This is a genomic window from Labilibaculum filiforme, assembly GCF_002843315.1.
In the GTDB taxonomy this organism is placed as follows: Bacteria; Bacteroidota; Bacteroidia; order Bacteroidales; family Marinifilaceae; genus Labilibaculum; species Labilibaculum filiforme.
Map to the genome: position 1 here is coordinate 38,651 of NZ_MVDD01000009.1, position 17,762 is coordinate 56,412.

Annotated in this window: 21 protein-coding genes; 14 read left to right on the top strand and 7 right to left on the bottom strand. The window is 34.6% G+C overall.

What is annotated here, in order from left to right:
- Positions 1-56 precede the first annotated feature (56 nt).
- The 5 genes from BZG02_RS13005 (at position 57) to BZG02_RS13025 (ending at position 3,453) form a co-directional block, all read left to right on the top strand.
- A complete protein-coding gene (locus BZG02_RS13005; RefSeq protein WP_101261875.1) occupies positions 57-560 on the top strand; it encodes a hypothetical protein in 504 nt (167 codons plus the stop codon).
- Between the two features lie 119 nt (positions 561-679).
- Positions 680-1,048: a putative zinc-binding protein gene (locus BZG02_RS13010; RefSeq protein WP_101261876.1), complete on the top strand. Its 369-nt coding sequence runs from the start codon at positions 680-682 to the stop codon at positions 1,046-1,048.
- A 677-nt stretch (positions 1,049-1,725) separates the two neighbouring features.
- Positions 1,726-1,854 (top strand): hypothetical protein, encoded by a 129-nt coding sequence (locus BZG02_RS21210; RefSeq protein WP_281253689.1) that lies wholly within the window; start codon positions 1,726-1,728, stop codon positions 1,852-1,854.
- A 185-nt stretch (positions 1,855-2,039) separates the two neighbouring features.
- Entirely contained in the window at positions 2,040-2,114 is a 75-nt protein-coding gene (locus BZG02_RS21350) for a helix-turn-helix domain-containing protein (protein ID WP_425432623.1), read from the top strand.
- Positions 2,104-3,453 (top strand): sensor histidine kinase, encoded by a 1,350-nt coding sequence (locus BZG02_RS13025; protein WP_101261879.1) that lies wholly within the window; start codon positions 2,104-2,106, stop codon positions 3,451-3,453. The genes BZG02_RS21350 and BZG02_RS13025 overlap by 11 nt, the downstream gene beginning before the upstream one ends.
- Positions 3,454-3,502: 49 nt before the next feature.
- Here BZG02_RS13025 and BZG02_RS13030 read toward each other — a convergent pair whose 3' ends face one another.
- From BZG02_RS13030 to asnA, 5 genes are all read right to left on the bottom strand, one after another.
- Positions 3,503-3,862: a DUF3795 domain-containing protein gene (locus BZG02_RS13030; RefSeq protein WP_101261880.1), complete on the bottom strand. Its 360-nt coding sequence runs from the start codon at positions 3,860-3,862 to the stop codon at positions 3,503-3,505.
- Positions 3,863-4,070: 208 nt separating this feature from the next.
- A complete protein-coding gene (locus tag BZG02_RS13035) occupies positions 4,071-4,283 on the bottom strand; it encodes a YgaP family membrane protein (protein ID WP_101261881.1) in 213 nt (70 codons plus the stop codon).
- Positions 4,284-4,296: 13 nt separating this feature from the next.
- A complete protein-coding gene (locus BZG02_RS13040) occupies positions 4,297-4,854 on the bottom strand; it encodes an SRPBCC family protein (protein WP_101261882.1) in 558 nt (185 codons plus the stop codon).
- Between the two features lie 99 nt (positions 4,855-4,953).
- Positions 4,954-5,478 carry an SRPBCC family protein gene (locus BZG02_RS13045; RefSeq protein WP_101261883.1) on the bottom strand — a complete coding sequence of 175 codons (525 nt, stop codon included), beginning with the start codon at positions 5,476-5,478 and terminating at the stop codon, positions 4,954-4,956.
- A 218-nt stretch (positions 5,479-5,696) separates the two neighbouring features.
- Positions 5,697-6,734, bottom strand: a complete 1,038-nt coding sequence (asnA, locus tag BZG02_RS13050) for an aspartate--ammonia ligase (protein WP_101261884.1) — start codon at positions 6,732-6,734, stop codon at positions 5,697-5,699.
- A 523-nt stretch (positions 6,735-7,257) separates the two neighbouring features.
- Between asnA and BZG02_RS13055 the strand changes: the two genes are divergently transcribed.
- The 7 genes from BZG02_RS13055 (at position 7,258) to BZG02_RS13085 (ending at position 13,420) form a co-directional block, all read left to right on the top strand.
- The gene (locus BZG02_RS13055) at positions 7,258-7,449 is read left to right on the top strand and encodes a cold-shock protein (protein ID WP_101261885.1); all 192 of its coding nucleotides are present in this window, start codon (positions 7,258-7,260) and stop codon (positions 7,447-7,449) included.
- A gap of 150 nt (positions 7,450-7,599) precedes the next feature.
- Positions 7,600-8,031, top strand: coding sequence for a PaaI family thioesterase (locus tag BZG02_RS13060; protein WP_101261886.1), 432 nt, complete (start codon positions 7,600-7,602; stop codon positions 8,029-8,031).
- Entirely contained in the window at positions 8,018-9,139 is a 1,122-nt protein-coding gene (locus BZG02_RS13065; RefSeq protein ID WP_101261887.1) for an isochorismate synthase, read from the top strand. The genes BZG02_RS13060 and BZG02_RS13065 overlap by 14 nt, the downstream gene beginning before the upstream one ends.
- A 100-nt stretch (positions 9,140-9,239) precedes the next feature.
- Positions 9,240-10,937: a 2-succinyl-5-enolpyruvyl-6-hydroxy-3-cyclohexene-1-carboxylic-acid synthase gene (gene menD, locus BZG02_RS13070; protein WP_101261888.1), complete on the top strand. Its 1,698-nt coding sequence runs from the start codon at positions 9,240-9,242 to the stop codon at positions 10,935-10,937.
- The gene (menB, locus tag BZG02_RS13075; RefSeq protein ID WP_101261889.1) at positions 10,934-11,758 is read left to right on the top strand and encodes a 1,4-dihydroxy-2-naphthoyl-CoA synthase; all 825 of its coding nucleotides are present in this window, start codon (positions 10,934-10,936) and stop codon (positions 11,756-11,758) included. The genes menD and menB overlap by 4 nt, the downstream gene beginning before the upstream one ends.
- Positions 11,759-12,030: 272 nt before the next feature.
- Positions 12,031-12,780, top strand: coding sequence for a hypothetical protein (locus tag BZG02_RS13080; RefSeq protein WP_143470468.1), 750 nt, complete (start codon positions 12,031-12,033; stop codon positions 12,778-12,780).
- 148 nt (positions 12,781-12,928) lie between these two features.
- Positions 12,929-13,420, top strand: a complete 492-nt coding sequence (locus BZG02_RS13085; RefSeq protein ID WP_101261891.1) for a GNAT family N-acetyltransferase — start codon at positions 12,929-12,931, stop codon at positions 13,418-13,420.
- A gap of 17 nt (positions 13,421-13,437) precedes the next feature.
- Here the strand turns inward: BZG02_RS13085 and BZG02_RS13090 are convergent, their stop codons facing one another.
- Positions 13,438-15,300: a sensor histidine kinase gene (locus BZG02_RS13090; RefSeq protein ID WP_101261892.1), complete on the bottom strand. Its 1,863-nt coding sequence runs from the start codon at positions 15,298-15,300 to the stop codon at positions 13,438-13,440.
- 99 nt (positions 15,301-15,399) lie between these two features.
- On the bottom strand, positions 15,400-15,981 hold the full coding sequence (locus BZG02_RS13095; RefSeq protein WP_101261893.1) for an HD domain-containing protein: 582 nt from the start codon (positions 15,979-15,981) through the stop codon (positions 15,400-15,402).
- A gap of 198 nt (positions 15,982-16,179) precedes the next feature.
- Between BZG02_RS13095 and BZG02_RS13100 the strand changes: the two genes are divergently transcribed.
- Together BZG02_RS13100 and BZG02_RS13105 are read left to right on the top strand one after the other, a co-directional pair.
- Positions 16,180-16,548: a hypothetical protein gene (locus BZG02_RS13100; RefSeq protein WP_101261894.1), complete on the top strand. Its 369-nt coding sequence runs from the start codon at positions 16,180-16,182 to the stop codon at positions 16,546-16,548.
- A 255-nt stretch (positions 16,549-16,803) separates the two neighbouring features.
- A complete protein-coding gene (locus BZG02_RS13105; RefSeq protein WP_101261895.1) occupies positions 16,804-17,706 on the top strand; it encodes a 1,4-dihydroxy-2-naphthoate polyprenyltransferase in 903 nt (300 codons plus the stop codon).
- Positions 17,707-17,762 lie beyond the last annotated feature (56 nt).

Consider the following 17,762-nt stretch of genomic DNA (forward strand, 5'->3'; position numbering starts at 1 on the left):
AGAGAATGACTGTGATTTGGGAGTTCCATATGGCAAAAACTTGAAATTATAATCACATGAAAAAAATAATGACCATTTTGCTCCTATTTGTTGTAATAGGAGCTAAATCTCAAACTATTTCGGAGAAATTAGGTGCAGTTGTAAGTAATTTTGAAATTACGTCGGCAACTCAACCTATAGAGCTAACAAATCAAATTATTCTGAAACAAAATGTAACAAAACATTACGATAAGGATGACGATAATGAATATGCTTATTATGAGAGGTATTTTTTGCAATTTATTAGTAAAAGTAAATTGATAGAAACCAAACGTAGTGCGATTAGAAAGGAAGTGCTTCTAAGATCAAATTTGGATTTTCATTTATACGATTATTTTGTTACGCTTTTTGATGAAAAGGGAGGTGTAATTCATGAGTTTACTTGTGAGCGAAAAGGGGGATTTACTCGAGATTTCTATTCGGATACAGTAGGTTATTATGCTTATTCGGTAGAGTTAAAGGGCTTTCCCTTGATATTGCTGGATGAGGTGAAACGTATTGATATTCAAATTATTGATTAGGTGATAAAAAGTGAATTCAATATTGTATCTGAACTATTTTTTAAAACTGTTTATTTCTGATTTAAAAACATTTAAGATAAAGATTTTGTGAGAAGTAAATTTTTAATCATTGAAACGCCATGGGAACTAAATTAAGTGAATGTGATGAGAAAAGTACCAAAGTTGTTTTCGCATGCTCAGGAGCTGCTGATGTTGGTGAATTAAGCGACTTAGTGGCACGAAAACTGCAACGAGATGGAAAGGCACAAATGAAATGTTTGGCCTTTGTAGGAGCAGGAATTCCTGAGTTAATAGATTCCGTTCGGGGAGCAAAAATTATAGTGATTGATGGTTGTCCTAAAGATTGTGGTAAATTGATGATGTTTGAAAAAGGAATTAGAGGGTTCACACATTTGCGCTTAACGGAATTAGGATATCATAAAGGAGCAACACCTATAGATGAACACAATATTGATGCTGTTTTTGAAGTAGCAGAAGCTTTACTGTAAATACGAAACAATTGGAGCTCTAAGTTTCGAAAACAGAAGGTTTTGTATAGATGGTGAAAGAATGGTTTTTAGTCGTAGTAGTTTAATTGTTAGACTTGAGTGGGGTTGTTGAAAGTCTATTGTTCTGTACTATAAGTCTGAAGCATTCCGCCACAAGTCTGAGGTGTTCCGGCATAAGTCTATAGTTTTCCGCCACAAGTCTGAGACATTCCGCCATAAGTCTGAAGTATTCCGCCATAAGTCTATAGTTTTCCGTCGTCGGAAAACCTTAGGCTTGTAATAGGAAGAAAATAGATGTGTTTTCCCCATAAATAAAGGAGCAGTACCGAAATTGGCTCTGCTCCTTTTCTATAATAGATTTTAAAATAATCTTTATTCGCTTCTTAAGGATTCGACAGGATTCTGATTGGCCGCTTTCCAGAATAGTAATTTGTTGTAAAGCAGAAGTTTCTACTTCCTCTGTTCTGAATATTTTTGTAATGGCTTCTGTTTTTATCATTTTGTTAGATTTCTAGGATTCAAGTTTCAAAAACCAAGTATTGTGCCAGTTTTATCTTTATCAGATTAACAGGACTTTAGGAGCTTTACTATAAATAGAGTGTTGGATTTTCCAACATAGCTTGTCGATATTCACAACAATATGATTATTTTAACCAAAGAATTTAAACTATTGAAGAATGGCAGGAAAAGGGAAGCTTTTAATAATAGATGATAATGAGGAGTTATTGTTTGCCTTACAACTGTTTTTGCACTCTTATTTCGCAAAAATCGACACCATTAAGAATTCCAATCAATTGCTTTCGTAACTGGAAGGGCAGGATTACGATGTTTATTTGTTGGATATGAATTTTAAAGCAGACATTAATTCAGGAAACGAAGGTTTGTAATTGGAGCGGATTTGCAAGGATCAAAAAAGATAGTGGATAGTTTTAATTTGACAGACAATGAGAAGTTTTTGGTGGAGAAAGCAATAAGGCATACGGGTGGGAATATGAGTCTTGCGGCAAAAGAGTTGGGGATAAACCGGTCTACATTATACGATAAAATTAAAAAGTATGATTTATAAAAGATTCTATGTTTGGATAATTGTTCAAATCATTTTATTAGCTCTTACGCCTGTTTTATTTTGGCTGGTATTTTCCAAGGAATATATGGTGGTTACTACCTATAGTCTTTTATTTTTATGGGCGATACAAATTGTGTTTTTAATCTGGTACATCAACAAAACAAATCGCGATTTAGCTCGATTTTTTACCGCTTTCCAATATCAGGATTCTACATTGGTATTCAATCAGCATAAAAAAGATAAAACGTTTCAAAATCTGCATCAAAGTTTTAATGGTATTATCAACGCTTTTGGGAAAGTGAAAATCGAAAAGGAGAAAGATTTTATATTCTTTCAAAATGCAATAGAATTGGTCGGAATTGGATTGCTGGCTTTCGACCATAAGGGCAATGTGCGATTGTGTAATAAAGCTTTTAAGGAACTTTTTTTGGTGAAAGAATTTCAGAATATTTCCGAATTGAATAGTATCGATGGAGAATTTCCTGACTTTTTGTTTAGAGTGAAAACGGGGACTCAAAAACTGCAAAAATATTTGGTGAAAAATCGAATTTTAAAATTGGCAGTAAAGGCAGTCGATTTTCGTTTGGAGGAGGACTGTATTAAACTAATTGCTTTTCAGGATATAAAAAATGCGATTGATCAGGGCGAAATGGATGCAATGCATAAATTAATTCGTGTATTTACTCACGAAATAATGAATTCGGTGAGTCCTATTTCTATGCTATCGGGAAGTTTAATCGATTTGTACGAGAAAAATGGCGATCAGGCTTGTAAGGAATTGTTGAGCGAAGGTGCTATTTCGAATACATTAATGGGCTTGAAAACCATTCGTAAAAGGAGTAAAGGTTTAATTGCTTTTGTAGATGAGTACAAGAATTTAACGCAGCTACCAAAACCGCATTTTGAACTATTCTCTGTTGAGAAATTGTTTTCTCATATCGATACTTTATTTAAAGAGGAGTTTACATCCGAAAAAATTGAATTCACAACTCATATGTATGGATCCGATCAAGAGTTAATTGCTGATGAAAAATTAATTTCGCAGGTGCTGATTAATTTAATTCGCAATTCGATTGAAGCACTAAAAAGTACAGAATCAAAATCCATTTCGATTTCCACCGGACAGGGAAACCCGGTTAATTTTATTATTATTAGGGACAATGGTATGGGAATTCCCGATGATGTGATAGATACTATTTTTACTCCATTTTTCACTACGAAAGAAAAGGGGTCGGGCATAGGTTTAAGTCTTTCCCGACAAATTATGCGCTTGCATGGAGGTACAATAGCTGCTCGTTCGAAACCAGGACGGTTAACGGAGTTTTCTCTTCAGTTTTAGACTAAAAAAAATAAGAGTATTGTTATTTGTTAAGGAATTGAAGCGGAAATTAGCCTGCTTTATTGTTGCATCTTAGCTCATCTAAATTGGCTCGTACAATTTTATTATTCAGAGTTTCTAAGAGTTCTTTTAGTTGATTACATGGATATTCGGAGCACTCGGCACAGGTAGCAATTAATTTTTTACGAGCACAAGCTCTCACTTTACATTCGGCACAGTGGCGAAATTTTTTCCCCCAAGGTTCATGGCATCCTTTGCAACTAATTTCACAGGCATCGTATTGGTTTTCTTTATCGGACCATAATGCAGCAATTTTAATCCGAACATTTTCCTGTCCCTTTAGAGTAGCAACATATGCCGGACAGTTAGAGCAATTGACTCCACAATAAGCTATTCTCTCTTTTCTCATCTTAATTGGGAATTTTAGCTTGAATAACCTTTAATTCCATACATTATTAGGGAATTATATCTTTAAATATACGCAAGAAATTGATGTTTTTCAAGCTGTTATAAAGCTTATTGGGTATAAATAAGAGATGAATTACTTGCGAAATAAACCTCATAAAAAATCCTCAAAGATTTCTCTTCGAGGATGTGTATTTTAGAAAATACTCTTATTACTTAGGTTCCTTAACTTTGCACGTGTTGATACCAAATAGTCCGTAAGGAGGACAATTTCCTAATATACTAGTAAGTATAAACATACCGGCAATTACTAAAGCTATAATTCCAATAGTTCCGGAAATAATATCGGTGAAGTATAGAGCAATTAAAACAAGTCCAACAATAATTCTTATTAATCGATCTATTTTACCCATGTTAGTTTTCATAGTGTTCTGGCTTTTAATTAATAATTTCTATTTCATTTTTTTGCTCCATAAAAAAAGCTCGTTTTTCTGCAAAAGTTTTAAAACGGTCCAAATTGTTCGAATCAATTCCCTGAAAGCTTTTGGTGAAAAATAAGAATAAGGATTTTGCAAATGGATTAGTGCCTTCAATAGAGTATTTTGCAATTAATCTAGTGCCTTTGTCTGATTTTTCGAAAGTAAAACGATTGGATTTATGCATCCAGTTTGCCACAAAATCCATTTCTATCATTTCATTTTCTTTGTAGGCGGTAAGTGTTTCAATTAATTCAACAATTTTACCATCATTATCAATCATCATCTTGTACTTACTGCCAATTTTATTCTCTGTTTCAGTAATGGTTTCAAAACTTTTTACTTCAGTTAACCATTCCGAAAGTAGATCTCGATCATTAAATAGTTGGAAAACTTCACTTACCGGACGATTAATTTCAGTTTCTAATTGATATTCTTGTTTGTTCAGAAAAAATCCAAGAATAACAAAGGCAAGAAATACGGTAAGTAGGATAATGGCTGATTTTTGGAGTGTTTTCATCGATTATTAGTTTTCATTTTCATAGTAATTTGTTTGGTTACGATAGATTGGGAGTACCTATTGTGAGAATAATTGTTTATTCAGGTAGATTTTAGGAATTTATTTTTCAATGAATGATTTAAAATCCAACATGCCTTTTTCGAAATCGGGACCAATGGATTTTTCCAGATCCATAAATACCATCATTAAAGTAGTTGGAAAAGTATTGTTTCCTTTAAATCCCCATGTAACTTCAGTTCCTTCATCAACTTGTTTAATTGCAAAAAAACCTGTACTGGTCGATTTAAATGGTTTTAGAAAGCGAAGTTCTGTTTCAATATAAGAACTTGGTTCTATTTTCGTAATTTCCTGTTCCCCTTCTCCAACTTCACTATTTCCTACCCAATGCGAAATGGAGCCAATTTCACCATCATTTCCTTTGTAATCAACAATTATGTCAGGATCTTTACTTCCCCATGGCGACCATGCTTGTTGATCTTTAAGGGAACACAGACTTTTAAAAACACTATCGATATTTGTAACAACAACAATTTTTCGTTCCACATGATAGGTTTTAGGAGCTATAAAATGAAGGATAGTTACAAGGACTCCAATTGCAAGTAAAATGTAAAGTAAAATTTTCATAGAATAAATGTTTGATTAGTGACTTTTTTTGTGTGGTAATACATTTATTTAAAGATAAGAAAATTTCAATTTTGTTTGAAGGAATATGTAAAGAGGGTGTCCAAAAAATATCGTTCCACTGTCATTCTGATCCCGATGGCTATCGGGATCGCTCAATAGGTAAATTCGAAACTGAATATTCCTTTTTGGACACCCTCTTTTAAAAATTAAGATTTTTTTTATAAAAAGATAATGCCTGCTTTTTTACTGGCATCTCTTAATTCATCGGGCCAAATGCTTGATTGTACTTCGCCGATATGAGCTTTTCTCAGCAGAAACATACACAATCTTGACTGACCAATTCCACCACCAATTGAGTAGGGAAGTTTTCCTGCTAATAGTTTTTTGTGAAACATGAGGTCCTTTCTTTTTTCTTCTCCGGAAATTTTCAACTGTAATTTTAATGCTTCTTCATCTACCCGAATTCCCATCGAAGATATTTCGAAAGCTTGTTCCAAAATAGGATTCCAAAGTAAAATGTCACCATTTAAACCATGATATCCAATTGCACTGGCTGTTGTCCAATCGTCGTAATCGGGAGCTCTGCCGTCATGAGGTTCTCCGTTTGCAAGTTCGCCTCCAATTCCAATAATAAATACAGCGCCAAATTCTTTGGTAATTTCAGTTTCTCTTTCTTTTGAATTAAGATGAGGGTATTTCGCCAGTAGATCTTCGGTATGAATAAATGTAATTTCTTCGGGTAAACTAGGCTGAAGCGGAGAGTAATACTCACTTAAGATATATTCCGTTTTTTTTAGGGAAGCATATATTTGCTTTACGGTTCTTTTTAGAAAATCAAGGTTTCGTTCGGCTTTTGTAATTGCTTTTTCCCAATCCCATTGATCCACATAAATAGAATGAATATTGGTAAAAACTTCATCCGGACGAAGTGCATTCATGTCTGTGTATAAGCCTTTTCCTGCTGGAATGTCCAATTTGCCAAGCATATAGCGTTTCCACTTTGCAAGAGAGTGAACAACTTCAGCGGTCTGGTCTGCTAAGCCTTTTATTGGAAATGCTACCGGACGTTCAATTCCATTTAAATCATCATTCAACCCGGTTCCTTTTAAAACAATCATTGGTGCCGTTACTCTTCGTAATTTTAATTCGGCAGCTAAGTGCAATTGAAATTGATCTTTAATAAATTTAATTGCTTTTTCTGTCGCTTCAAGATCCAAGGAACTTTTGTAATCTTTTGGAATAAATAAATTTTTCATTTGATTAAAGTTTTTGATAGTGAGGAATTTTCCTCTATTTAAATTGATTCAAAAAAAAAGCCTTTCTCTTAGGGGAGAAAGGCTGAAATATGCATAACAATATCCTTTCTCACCCTGGAGGAGAATTATTATTATTCTTATTATTTTGAAATTGTTTTTTCATAATCAGGGCAAAAAAAAAGCCTTCCCAATTGGGAAGGCTTAACGATTAAATATTTTGATTAATTCTATAAGCTTCCCGTTTTCAACGAATAATTATTCATTGAATTATTGAAAAGATTATTAAAATTAAATTTCCGACTCATTTTCTTTTGTGTTTCTGGCTTTCGAATGTAGGTGTTTTTTTTAAGAGAACAAAAATGATTCGTATTTTAATGAAAAAAATAATAGAATAGGTTGTGGAGGTGTTGTAATATAGTTAGATAGACCAAAGCAAATATCTTTTAATTTTTTCAGGGAATAATTTTGAGATTAATTCAAATTACGTACATTTACTTCATAATAATCTAAAATTTTTTAAGTAATGCCTACAGGTACAGTAAAATTTTTTAACGAATCTAAGGGATTTGGATTCATTAAGAACAGCGAAACAGGAGAAGACATCTTTGTTCACGTAACAGGATTAATTGACAAAATTGATCAAGATGATTCAGTAACTTTTGATGTTGTTGAAGGAAAAAAAGGAATAAATGCAGTTAATGTTAAAATTAACTAATCAGAATAAGATATTTTTCCTTAGTAAAGCTCAATGTAATGTTGAGCTTTTTTTGTGCGCTGTTTTTTCCTTTTTACCTTAGGTGGAATATTAATCAGGGAAAGCTTTCCTTAGGTTTTTTCTAATTGCAGATTATATTATTTTTGTAGAATGATTAACGAACAGAATGCACTTAATGCATTGAATAAAATGTGCTCGGATACTTTAATGGAGCACTTAGGAATAATTTATACCGAAGTAGGCGAAAATTACTTAGTTGCCGAAATGGAGGTAACGTCTAAGCACTGGCAACCTATGAAAATTCTTCATGGAGGTGCAACTCTTGCTTTGGCCGAATCGGTTGGAAGCGCATTGTCGGTAATTAAAACGGATATGAATAATTATGATGTGAAAGGCATGGAAATAAATGCCAATCATATTCGAAGTATACGCACGGGAACAATTACAGCAAAAGCACATTTTATTCATAAAGGCGGATTGACTCATATTGTAGAGGTGAATATTCTTAATGAACAAGAAAAATTGATTTCGGTTTGCCGAATTACCAATGTGATTTTAAAAAAACAGAATGGTGGAAAATAGAAATGATGTGTCGTCTTTCTTAAGCTATTGTTTGCAGAATAATTTTCCTTTTTTTGCTTATCAGTTGCCCGAAACTGGAAGAATTCAAATTGGAGTTCAAACCGATTTGGATTTGAAAGATTATCAGGTTTTATCGGAATTGGATGCGGTAAATGGATTTGTTTTTTCTCCTTTTGATAGTGAAAGCAGGCATAAATCGTGGTTGATAAGAAGCGACATTAGTTTACAAGCTTCCGAAATAAAATCAAATTCTATTCCATTATTAGAGGCTTATCAGCTTAAAAAGGAGGAGGAATTGCCTAAAGAGGTGATGTTGGAAAGTGCATCTACTTTGTATTTTAACCAGGTTACTGAAATGATTAAGGATTTGAAAAACGGCAAGTTAAATAAGGTAATACTTTCCCGAGTTCAAATTTTGGAGGGAATGGGATTGAATGATGCGGTAGAATCTTTTCTGAAATTGTCGGAAGCTTATCATTCTGCATTTGTATTTCTGGTTGCGATACCAAATGTGGGAACGTGGATTGGAGCTAGTCCCGAAACCTTACTATCTTCAAAAAATAGTGAAGTCGAAACGGTTGCTTTGGCAGGTACACAAAAGCTTTCAGATAGATTGATGTCTCAAGTTAAATGGGAGGATAAAGATGTTAAAGAGCAAGCTTTCGTAAGTTCTTATATCGAAGAAGTTTTGGCACAACATAATGTTCGCGACTACAAGCGAACTGGTCCAGTAAGCTCTCAAGCAGGAAATGTGGTTCATTTAAAAACAACTTATCTTTTGTCGGGAAAAATGAGTTTTCCTCAACTTTCGAGTCTGGTGCAGGATCTTCATCCTACGCCTGCGGTTTGCGGTTTGCCTAAAATTAAGGCTTTGGAGTTAATTAGAGAAGTTGAACAACACGACAGAGAGTATTATGCGGGATATTTGGGACCTATTGAATCGAACGGATCTATTTCTCTTTTTGTAAATCTGCGAAGCATGAAGGTGCTTGAAAATCAGATGGCTCTTTTTGTTGGTGGAGGAATTACAGCAGATTCGCTTCCCGATAAGGAATGGGAAGAAACCTGTTTAAAAGCTCAAACCTTACTGAATGTGATTCGTTCCTAAGGGAAGCCCAATAAATTAGTTTAAATTTGAACGAATATAACTTCAAAATGCAATTTGTTGCTTTTGAAAATTTTCATATCAATAAAGAAAAATAGATTATATGGAGCGTAATTACTCGGATATTAAAGGAGTTAAGGAGTTGATTGATATCTGTTGGGCGAAGGGAATGAAATACGTGATTGTTTCGCCTGGCTCCCGCAACGCACCATTAAGTATTTCTTTTGCAAAAGACGATCGGATTAATAGTCTGGTAGTGGTTGACGAGAGAAGTGCAGGATATTTCGCTCTTGGTATTGCACAGCAAACAAGAAAACCAGTTGGCTTGGTTTGCACTTCGGGTACAGCTTTGCTGAACTACGGACCAGCTGTTGCCGAAGCGTTTTACCAAAGATTGCCTTTGGTAGTTATTTCGGCCGATCGGCCTGTGGAATGGATTGGACAAGATGATTCTCAAGCTTTGCCGCAAGTAAATGTTTTCGGACAATTTGTGAAAGCAAGCTATCAACTGCCGCTGGATGCAAATAATCAGGATGATTGCTGGTATTTAAACCGAATGGTGAACGAAGCACTTTCGAAAGCTCAAAGTGGTCGGTTCGGTCCGGTTCATATCAACTTTCCCTTGCGGGAACCACTTTACGGGGTGAAATCTTATCCAAATTCTATGGAGCGGGTAATTGGTAAAATTAATTCGGTTGATGAATTAAGTTTGGATACCATTGCTTCTATTGCAGATATTGTCAATTTTAATCAGAAAGTTTTAATTCTGGCTGGTTTGTTGCATCCACAGGAAGAATTGAATGAATTACTTGCCGAATTGGCTCAAAATAAAAATGTAATTGTTTTAAGTGAATCGGTAGCTAATATCCACAATAAAGAGTTTTTACCTTGTCTCGATCGGGTGATTTGCTCGATAAAAGAGGAGGAATTAGATCATTTTAAACCAGACTTACTGATTAATTTCGGTGGTCCTTTGGTCTCGAAAATGATTAAGACTTTTTTAAGAAATAATCCGCCTAAAGAGCATTGGTATGTGGGGAAAGAGGATCATTTTATTGATACATTTAAAAACCTAACTTCCCATATCGATGTATCGCCATTGGCATTTTTTAAGCAATTATTGCCCTTAATAAAACTATCCGAAAGTAATTTTTCAGGATATTGGAAGCAGAGAGATTTGGAGGTTTCTGATATTCACGCTACCTATTTAAGTGAGATAGGGTGGAGCGATTTAAAGGCTTTTGAGCTAATATTGCAGGCAATTCCTGAAGGTGGAAATCTGCAATTGGCGAATAGTTCGGTAGTGCGTTATGCTCAGTTATTTAAAACTTCGGCTACTCTTACTTACAATTCGAATCGCGGCACCAGTGGTATCGATGGATGCACATCAACAGCAGTGGGTGCGGCTTTGGTGAATGAGAAAATTACGACTTTAATAACGGGTGACATTAGTTTCTTTTACGATTCGAATGCATTGTGGAATAAATATTTGCAGCCTAACTTTAAAATTATCTTAATCAATAATGGAGGGGGAGGAATCTTTCGGTTTATTTCAGGTCCTTCGGGAGTGGATGAGTTGGAAGAATATTTTGAGACGGTGCAGGATTATAAAGCCGATCGGTTGGCAGCAACTTTTGGGTTAGATTATTTTACGGCCGAAAATCAAGAGGAAGTGAACAGAGAACTTCCTAATTTCTATGCTTCAAACGAACGTGCGGCAATACTGGAAATTAAAACGCCTAGAACGGTGAACGATCAAGTATTAATAAATTATTTTAAAACTATAAAAGCTAAGGTATGACAACAAGAGCCTGGACTACCATTAAAGAATACGAAGACATTAAATTCGATTTTTTCGAAGGGATTGCAAAAATTACAATCAATCGACCTGAGGTTTATAATGCATTTCGTCCGCAAACCAATTTCGATATGTTGGATGCGATGGATATTTGTCGCGAACGCAGCGATATTGGTGTAATTGTTTTTACCGGAACCGGCGATAAAGCTTTTTGTTCGGGTGGCGATCAAAATGTAAAAGGAGTGGGTGGTTATATCGATGAGCATGGTGTTCCTCGTTTAAATGTGCTGGATTTACACAAAGCGATTCGTTCGATGCCCAAGCCGGTTATTGCCATGGTAAATGGATATGCCATTGGTGGCGGACATGTATTGCACATTGTTTGCGATTTAACGATTGCTTCGGAAAATGCGAAATTCGGACAAACCGGACCTAAAGTTGGTAGTTTCGATGCTGGTTTTGGTTCTTCTTATTTGGCTCGCCACGTTGGGCAGAAAAAAGCCCGCGAAATTTGGTTCCTTTGCAAGCAATATACCGCTAAGGAAGCCGAAGAAATGGGCATGGTGAACAAAGTGGTTCCTTTAGAGCAATTGGAAGACGAGACGGTAGATTGGTGTAAAACCATGTTGATGCGCAGCCCAATGGCACTGCGAATGATTAAGCGCGGTTTAAATGCGGAGCTGGATGGACAACGTGGATTAATGGAATTTGCAGGCGATGCAACTATGATGTATTACCTCATGGAGGAAGCTCAGGAAGGAAAAAATGCATTCCTAGAAAAACGGGATCCTGATTTTCAGAAATTCCCTAAATTTCCTGGATAATTCATAAATTGATACTATTAAAATGGCCATCGGATTGATTCGATGGCCATTTTTTTTAAAGTCCCCTTTAGGGGATTTAGGGGTAGCAAGAAGGATATATCCAGTAATGAATTACCCCAAACCCCTAAAGGGGCTTACTGGTAGGCATTTTTTTTAAAAGTCCCCTTCAGGGGATTTAGGGGTAGCAAGAAGGAAATATCCAGTAATGAATTACCCCAAACCCCTGAAGGGGCTTACTGGTAGTTGCTTTTGGGAGAAGTAGGGGAAGTTATATGCAGAATAGTATCAACAGGATGCAATTGTGCGGGAGTGCGGAGATTTTTACTTCCTTTGCATCTCAATTAGAATATTGTATTGAAGTTATGGACGAAAATGTTAGAATAGAATACCGTTTTTCGCATTTGTTAGATGTAGATTATACTTCTCATCCCAATATGACGACTTATGAGGGGAAGATCTTAATCCATTCAAATGATGAATTTGATAATTATGATATGGATGAGATCGAGATTGGAACGATCTGTTTAGAGATGTATGATTTAAATTTTGAAGCCGAGCATTGTAGTTTAATGGACGCCTTTGATCATTCTTCTTCATCTCTTGCGGTGGGTACAGCAATATTTGACGATACCTATTCTACTATTAATGATCAGGTTTTAGAATTGGTGGGAGATAGTTTTAATTCAAATATTTTGCTTGTCAATAGATTGGAGATAAAAGAAAAATACAGAGCCAAAGGATATGGTAAGTATGTCTTAAATAGTTTAGATATCTACTTTAAGTCGACCTGTGCTTATGTGGTTTTGAAAAGCTTTCCCATAGGTTTCGAAGGAATCACCGACGATAAAAATTACGATAAAGCACAAGAAAGACTCAATGCTTTCTATTCCCGATGTGGCTATAAAAAGATATGGCAGGCTACTGAAAATGAACCTGAAGAAGATGAGTTCAACGAAGATTTTGAATACTTAGAGGATGATGAAATTAATCACATTTTTATTAAAAATATTTCTCTAATATAGGCAAAAGTACCAATCGTAAATTTCGAGTAGCAAATTACCCCAAACCCATAAAGGGGCTTATTGGCGGCTGTTTTTTTTTGAAATCCGTGGGGGTAGTTGCGAATCTATATTTTTATTATCTTGAACACTCAAAATAAAAAGAAATACAATGAAAATTCGTCTAGCTGCTTCATCCGATCTACCAATTATAAATGATATTTATAATCAGGCTGTGCGCAAACGTTACTGTACTGCCGATTTAGATGAAATTACTTTGGAGCAACGCATAAAATGGTTCGAAGGGCATCATCCCGATCAATATCCAATATTTGTTGCGATTGAAAATGAGAAGGTAATAGGTTGGATTTGTTTTAGTGCCTACAGAGCAGGACGCAGAGCATTACAATCGGCAGCAGAGGTTAGTTATTACATCGACGAGGAGCATTTACAGAAAGGAATTGGCTCGCAATTAATGCAGTTCGCTATTAACGAAGCTCCCAAGTATCAGTTCAAGAGTCTTTTTGCTATTTTGTTGGCTGCAAATTTGGCAAGTCTTAAGTTGCTCGCTAAGTTCGGTTTCGAACGCTGGGGGTTAATGCCACATGTTGCCGATATCGATGGTGAAATTTGCGATCACTTGTATTATGGTAGAAAAATTTAAGTTCTGAAGGTGCTTGATTATTTGCTTTTCAAAACTATTGTAAAGCTTGAGCCTTTACCTTCTTCGCTCGTAATTAAAAGTTTTCCTCCTAATATTTCTAAATAATCAAGAACCGTAGGTAATCCCATTCCAGTTGTTTTTTGTCCCGATAAGCCTTCTATTCGGATGGGATTTTTTTGATAGATACTATCAATTATTTTCTTAGACATGCCTAATCCATAGTCTTTTACCTCAATGTAAAATAAGTCTTCTTCGGTGTGCGATTGAATTGCTACTCTTCCTTTTTTGTAACTATATTTAATCGCATTTTGAAAAATATTTCGGAATAAAAACTTACAGATATTAAGATCACTGCTTATTTTTAGTTCTCCGCTAAAATTTTTGTCAAAACAAACTTCGCTAAGGTTTACCTGAAAAGTTGCTGCCATTTCTGTTAAAACTTCGTTAATATCAAATTCAGTGAAATTTAGTTTTGGTCCTTCTTCAGCTTGAATAGTTCCCCAGTAAAATAAGTCTTCTAGTAATCCATTTGTTCGTGTTGCAACGTGAAAGATATCTTTGTTGAATTCATTTTTTTCTTCTTCACTAATTTCAAATTCCTCTTTATTAATAAATGTTGATAGGTTTAAAATTACCCCAATGGAGCCTCGTAAGTCGTGAGCTAAAATGGAAAAAAATTTGTTTTTATTTTGAATTACTTGTTCTAGTTCAAGATTTGTTTCGTTTAATTTCGAAGTCTTTTCATGAATTAATCGCTGAAGCAACTTCGCTCTTTTTTGCTTTACTTTTAACCAAATTAAGAGTGCGAACACTATAATTATCAAAATAATAATGCTGGCGACACTAATTTTTAGAAGTAAGTCAGAATCTTTTGGTTCGTTAATTGTTGTGCTGTTTTTCGGTAATTTATTTTTTGAAATATTAAAATGAGTTAATTCATTGAAATCGAAAACATAGGTGCTTGGAAGGTTATTAAATTGAGGTATATTATTCGTAAAAGGTTCCTGTATTAATTTTAGTGCCAGCATTGCAGCTCTTTCTCCTTGTTCATATCCTCTGGTAATTTTCCCTCCAAATAAACCTTTGTTCAAATAAAAATCCCAGGATCCAAATATTGGAACATGCGCAATTTCTTTAATCTGAGTGATTCCATTTTGGTAGGATATGAAGTTGCCGTTTTTGTCTCTATTGAGCACTAGCAAGTAAATTACGTAACTATCATCTAAATTTTTGATTGTTTCTTGCAAGCTTTCCATTGTGAATTCAGAAATTGATTCAAAATGAAGATTTTTAAACCGATCTGTAATTCCATTTAGTTCTTTTTGAATTGCTTGTCCGGTAGTTGTATTGTCATTGATTATGAATATGTTTTTTTTCTCTGGAAAAATGCGTTGTACTGCAGAGATGGTTCCGAAATGATCGGCTTTTTCTCCATAACCATAAAAGTTTGGATAATCTTTAAGAATATTCGGATCTAAATCATTTACTCCACAAAATATAACAGGAACATCAGGGTAAAATTCATTGCCATATTCTCGAATAAAATCGAAAGCTGCATTGTCGCTTGTAATTATGGCTTCAAAAGGAATTTGTTTAGCTTTTACTTTATAGATGTTTTGTAATGCAGTAAAGTAGTCCTCGTTGTAATTACGTTTTGTATCTAAATATTCAAAAATCAGATTAATTTCCGGTCGATTTTTAAAAACTGATCGTATTCCACTTGTAATACTGTCTGTCCATGCTAATCCTTGATGATAGCTATGAAGCACCAAAATATTTGTTTCATTTTGAATTGCGTTTTTTGCAAAACTTGGTGAAGAAATAAAAGTGGAAAGAAAGATGTATAATAAGGCACTAAATAGAAATAATAATTTTCGCATGTTTTCATGTTTAAATTAATACCATCACTTCCTATTCTTTACGCTTTACTAATTCATTTGTTGGTCTTTTTTTGCTATTTACAATGGATACGAATAGGTTTATGTTAGTTGATTTCCTTTTAACCCTAGCTCGTCAGCAACACTCTGCATGCCTTCAATACATCCTTGAATTAAATCAACTATCTCCATATTAAGCATTTCGGCACCTCGTGCAATAACATTTCGATCTACACCGGCGGCAAAACGCTTGTTTTTCCAATTTTTTTGTACTGATTTTACTTTTACATCCAATACCGATTTTGATGGACGGATTAATGCAGTTGTGGTTACCAATCCGGTCAACTCATCAACCGCATAAAGTGTTTTTTCTAATAATGAGCGTGGTTCAACCTCGGTGCAACTTAACCATGCGTGACTCTCCACGGCTCTTATATATTCTTCGGGCCAATTCTCCGATTCTAATATTTCTCTTGTTTTCTTACAGTGCTCTTCGGGGTATTGATCCCAATCTAAATCGTGGACTAATCCAATAATTCCCCACTTTTCTTCATCTTCACTATTTTTTATCGCGTAATATCTCATTACGGCCTCAACGGCTAAGGCGTGTCGAATAAGACTTTCAGATTTAGTATGCTTTTTAAGAAGTTCGAATGCTTCCTCTCTATTTGGGCTGTGTTTCATGAGTTAAGAATGATGGGTTACGGATAGTAATTTAATGAATTTAAAGTAGCGAAAATACCTAATACTTATTTCTTCAATAGTAAAAAAAATCAGTAAAGATTATATGAGAGCTATTTACGTCTAAATTCTGTATTTTATTCTTTTTTAAACTAAATTTAAATAGTAAATTTAAGATCTGAAAGTCTTAATTTAAATACTATGAGTAATCAAAATAGCACAAGAAGAGGTTTTTTTCAAAAATTAGGAATAACTCTTGGTGCCGCCGCACTAATTGAAACCGAAGCATTGGCAAGCATCAATCCAAATAAATTTGCAACAAATAAAGATCGTGATGATTTTTTAGTAACCTATGAAATTTGGGTTGATGAGTATATTGAAGTGGTTGAAAAAGAGAAGCTAACTAAATCAGATATAGCGAATAAGCAACGAATTATGGAATTATCGGCACAGGCTGATGGATGGCAGGACCAGATTAAAGAATATTTACAGCATGATGATTTTAAAAGTAGATACATTTCTCTTTCGAAGAAATTTGCAGCATCTATTACACCCGATTTGGAGGCATAAAAATCGTTTTAATTATAAATTATTGGCATAAATGAAGAGTGATGTTTTGTATCGCTCTTTTTTTGTGCTTTATATTTTGTAATCTTTTAAAGAGATTAAATTTTTATTTTAGAGTTTTATAATGAAAGGATAAAAGTGAAAGGGGGAAGACTTTGAAAACTTTTAGGCTTTCGTTTACATGCACTAAAATTGGAAATGTTACCCGAATTTTGCATCTAAAATTGCTAACTTTGAGGTTCAAATTTGAACATTCCTATGAACAAAACAGAAGCATGGATACATGCATTTCGATTACGAACATTGCCTTTGGCACTCTCAAGTATTTTTTTGGGAAGTTTTTTAGCTTTTGCAGCTCATTCGTTTAGTCTTAAAATTTTTATTTTAGCTACTCTTACCACTTTATTTCTTCAGATATTATCGAATTTAGCGAACGATTTAGGGGATTCTATTTCGGGTGCCGACAATCAGGAACGCGTGGGACCGGAAAGAGCTGTACAGAGTGGTCTTATCAGTAAAAAGGAAATGAAAGGGATGTTAATTGTTTTTGTATTGCTTTCTTTTAGTTCCGGATTGTGGCTTTTGTATGAAGGAATGCAGTTAATCAACCTGAATCAAGGAATTATTATGTTGGTTATTGGTCTTTTGGCCATTGGCGCAGCTATAAATTACACGGTGGGAAAAAATCCCTATGGTTATAGTGGTTTTGGTGATTTGTTTGTTTTTCTGTTTTTTGGATTGACTGGTGTTCTGGGCACTTACTTTCTTCATACCGGGAATCTATCAGGGAGTCTGTTTTTACCTGCAATTTCATTAGGTTTGCTTAGCGTTGGAGTCTTGAATTTGAACAATATGCGCGATGTCGAAAATGATGCAAAAACGGGGAAAATTACTCTCGTTGTGAAAATGGGTTCTTCTAATGCCAAAAGGTATCATTTTGCTCTTCTTACCATTGCCATGATTTTACCCTTCTTGTATACTATTTTTAATTGGGTTTCAGTTTTTCAATTACTATTTTTGTTGAGTTTTCCTTTTATTGTGCGAAATATAATGCGTGTGTTCGCAAATAAAAATCCCAGAGATTTAGATCCAGAATTAAAACGCTTAGCCTTATCAACATTATTATTTAGTTTGACTTTTGGTTTAGGATTGGTACTATAATTTGATTAAGAAATGAGATTATTCTTATTTATATCAAATCTTATAAATCATAATCT

Coding starts and splice junctions, on each gene's coding strand:
- menD (WP_101261888.1), top strand. CDS start 9,240: ATGGAGCGTAATTACTCGGATATTAAAGGAGTTAAGGAGTTGATTGAT.
- BZG02_RS13010 (WP_101261876.1), top strand. CDS start 680: ATGGGAACTAAATTAAGTGAATGTGATGAGAAAAGTACCAAAGTTGTT.
- BZG02_RS13005 (WP_101261875.1), top strand. CDS start 57: ATGAAAAAAATAATGACCATTTTGCTCCTATTTGTTGTAATAGGAGCT.
- BZG02_RS13040 (WP_101261882.1), bottom strand. CDS start 4,854: ATGAAAACACTCCAAAAATCAGCCATTATCCTACTTACCGTATTTCTT.
- BZG02_RS13035 (WP_101261881.1), bottom strand. CDS start 4,283: ATGAAAACTAACATGGGTAAAATAGATCGATTAATAAGAATTATTGTT.
- BZG02_RS13090 (WP_101261892.1), bottom strand. CDS start 15,300: ATGCGAAAATTATTATTTCTATTTAGTGCCTTATTATACATCTTTCTT.
- BZG02_RS13055 (WP_101261885.1), top strand. CDS start 7,258: ATGCCTACAGGTACAGTAAAATTTTTTAACGAATCTAAGGGATTTGGA.
- asnA (WP_101261884.1), bottom strand. CDS start 6,734: ATGAAAAATTTATTTATTCCAAAAGATTACAAAAGTTCCTTGGATCTT.
- BZG02_RS13095 (WP_101261893.1), bottom strand. CDS start 15,981: ATGAAACACAGCCCAAATAGAGAGGAAGCATTCGAACTTCTTAAAAAG.
- BZG02_RS13080 (WP_143470468.1), top strand. CDS start 12,031: ATGCAGAATAGTATCAACAGGATGCAATTGTGCGGGAGTGCGGAGATT.
- BZG02_RS13060 (WP_101261886.1), top strand. CDS start 7,600: ATGATTAACGAACAGAATGCACTTAATGCATTGAATAAAATGTGCTCG.
- BZG02_RS13085 (WP_101261891.1), top strand. CDS start 12,929: ATGAAAATTCGTCTAGCTGCTTCATCCGATCTACCAATTATAAATGAT.
- BZG02_RS21210 (WP_281253689.1), top strand. CDS start 1,726: ATGGCAGGAAAAGGGAAGCTTTTAATAATAGATGATAATGAGGAGTTA.
- BZG02_RS13030 (WP_101261880.1), bottom strand. CDS start 3,862: ATGAGAAAAGAGAGAATAGCTTATTGTGGAGTCAATTGCTCTAACTGT.
- BZG02_RS13065 (WP_101261887.1), top strand. CDS start 8,018: ATGGTGGAAAATAGAAATGATGTGTCGTCTTTCTTAAGCTATTGTTTG.
- BZG02_RS13025 (WP_101261879.1), top strand. CDS start 2,104: ATGATTTATAAAAGATTCTATGTTTGGATAATTGTTCAAATCATTTTA.
- BZG02_RS13105 (WP_101261895.1), top strand. CDS start 16,804: ATGAACAAAACAGAAGCATGGATACATGCATTTCGATTACGAACATTG.
- menB (WP_101261889.1), top strand. CDS start 10,934: ATGACAACAAGAGCCTGGACTACCATTAAAGAATACGAAGACATTAAA.
- BZG02_RS13045 (WP_101261883.1), bottom strand. CDS start 5,478: ATGAAAATTTTACTTTACATTTTACTTGCAATTGGAGTCCTTGTAACT.
- BZG02_RS13100 (WP_101261894.1), top strand. CDS start 16,180: ATGAGTAATCAAAATAGCACAAGAAGAGGTTTTTTTCAAAAATTAGGA.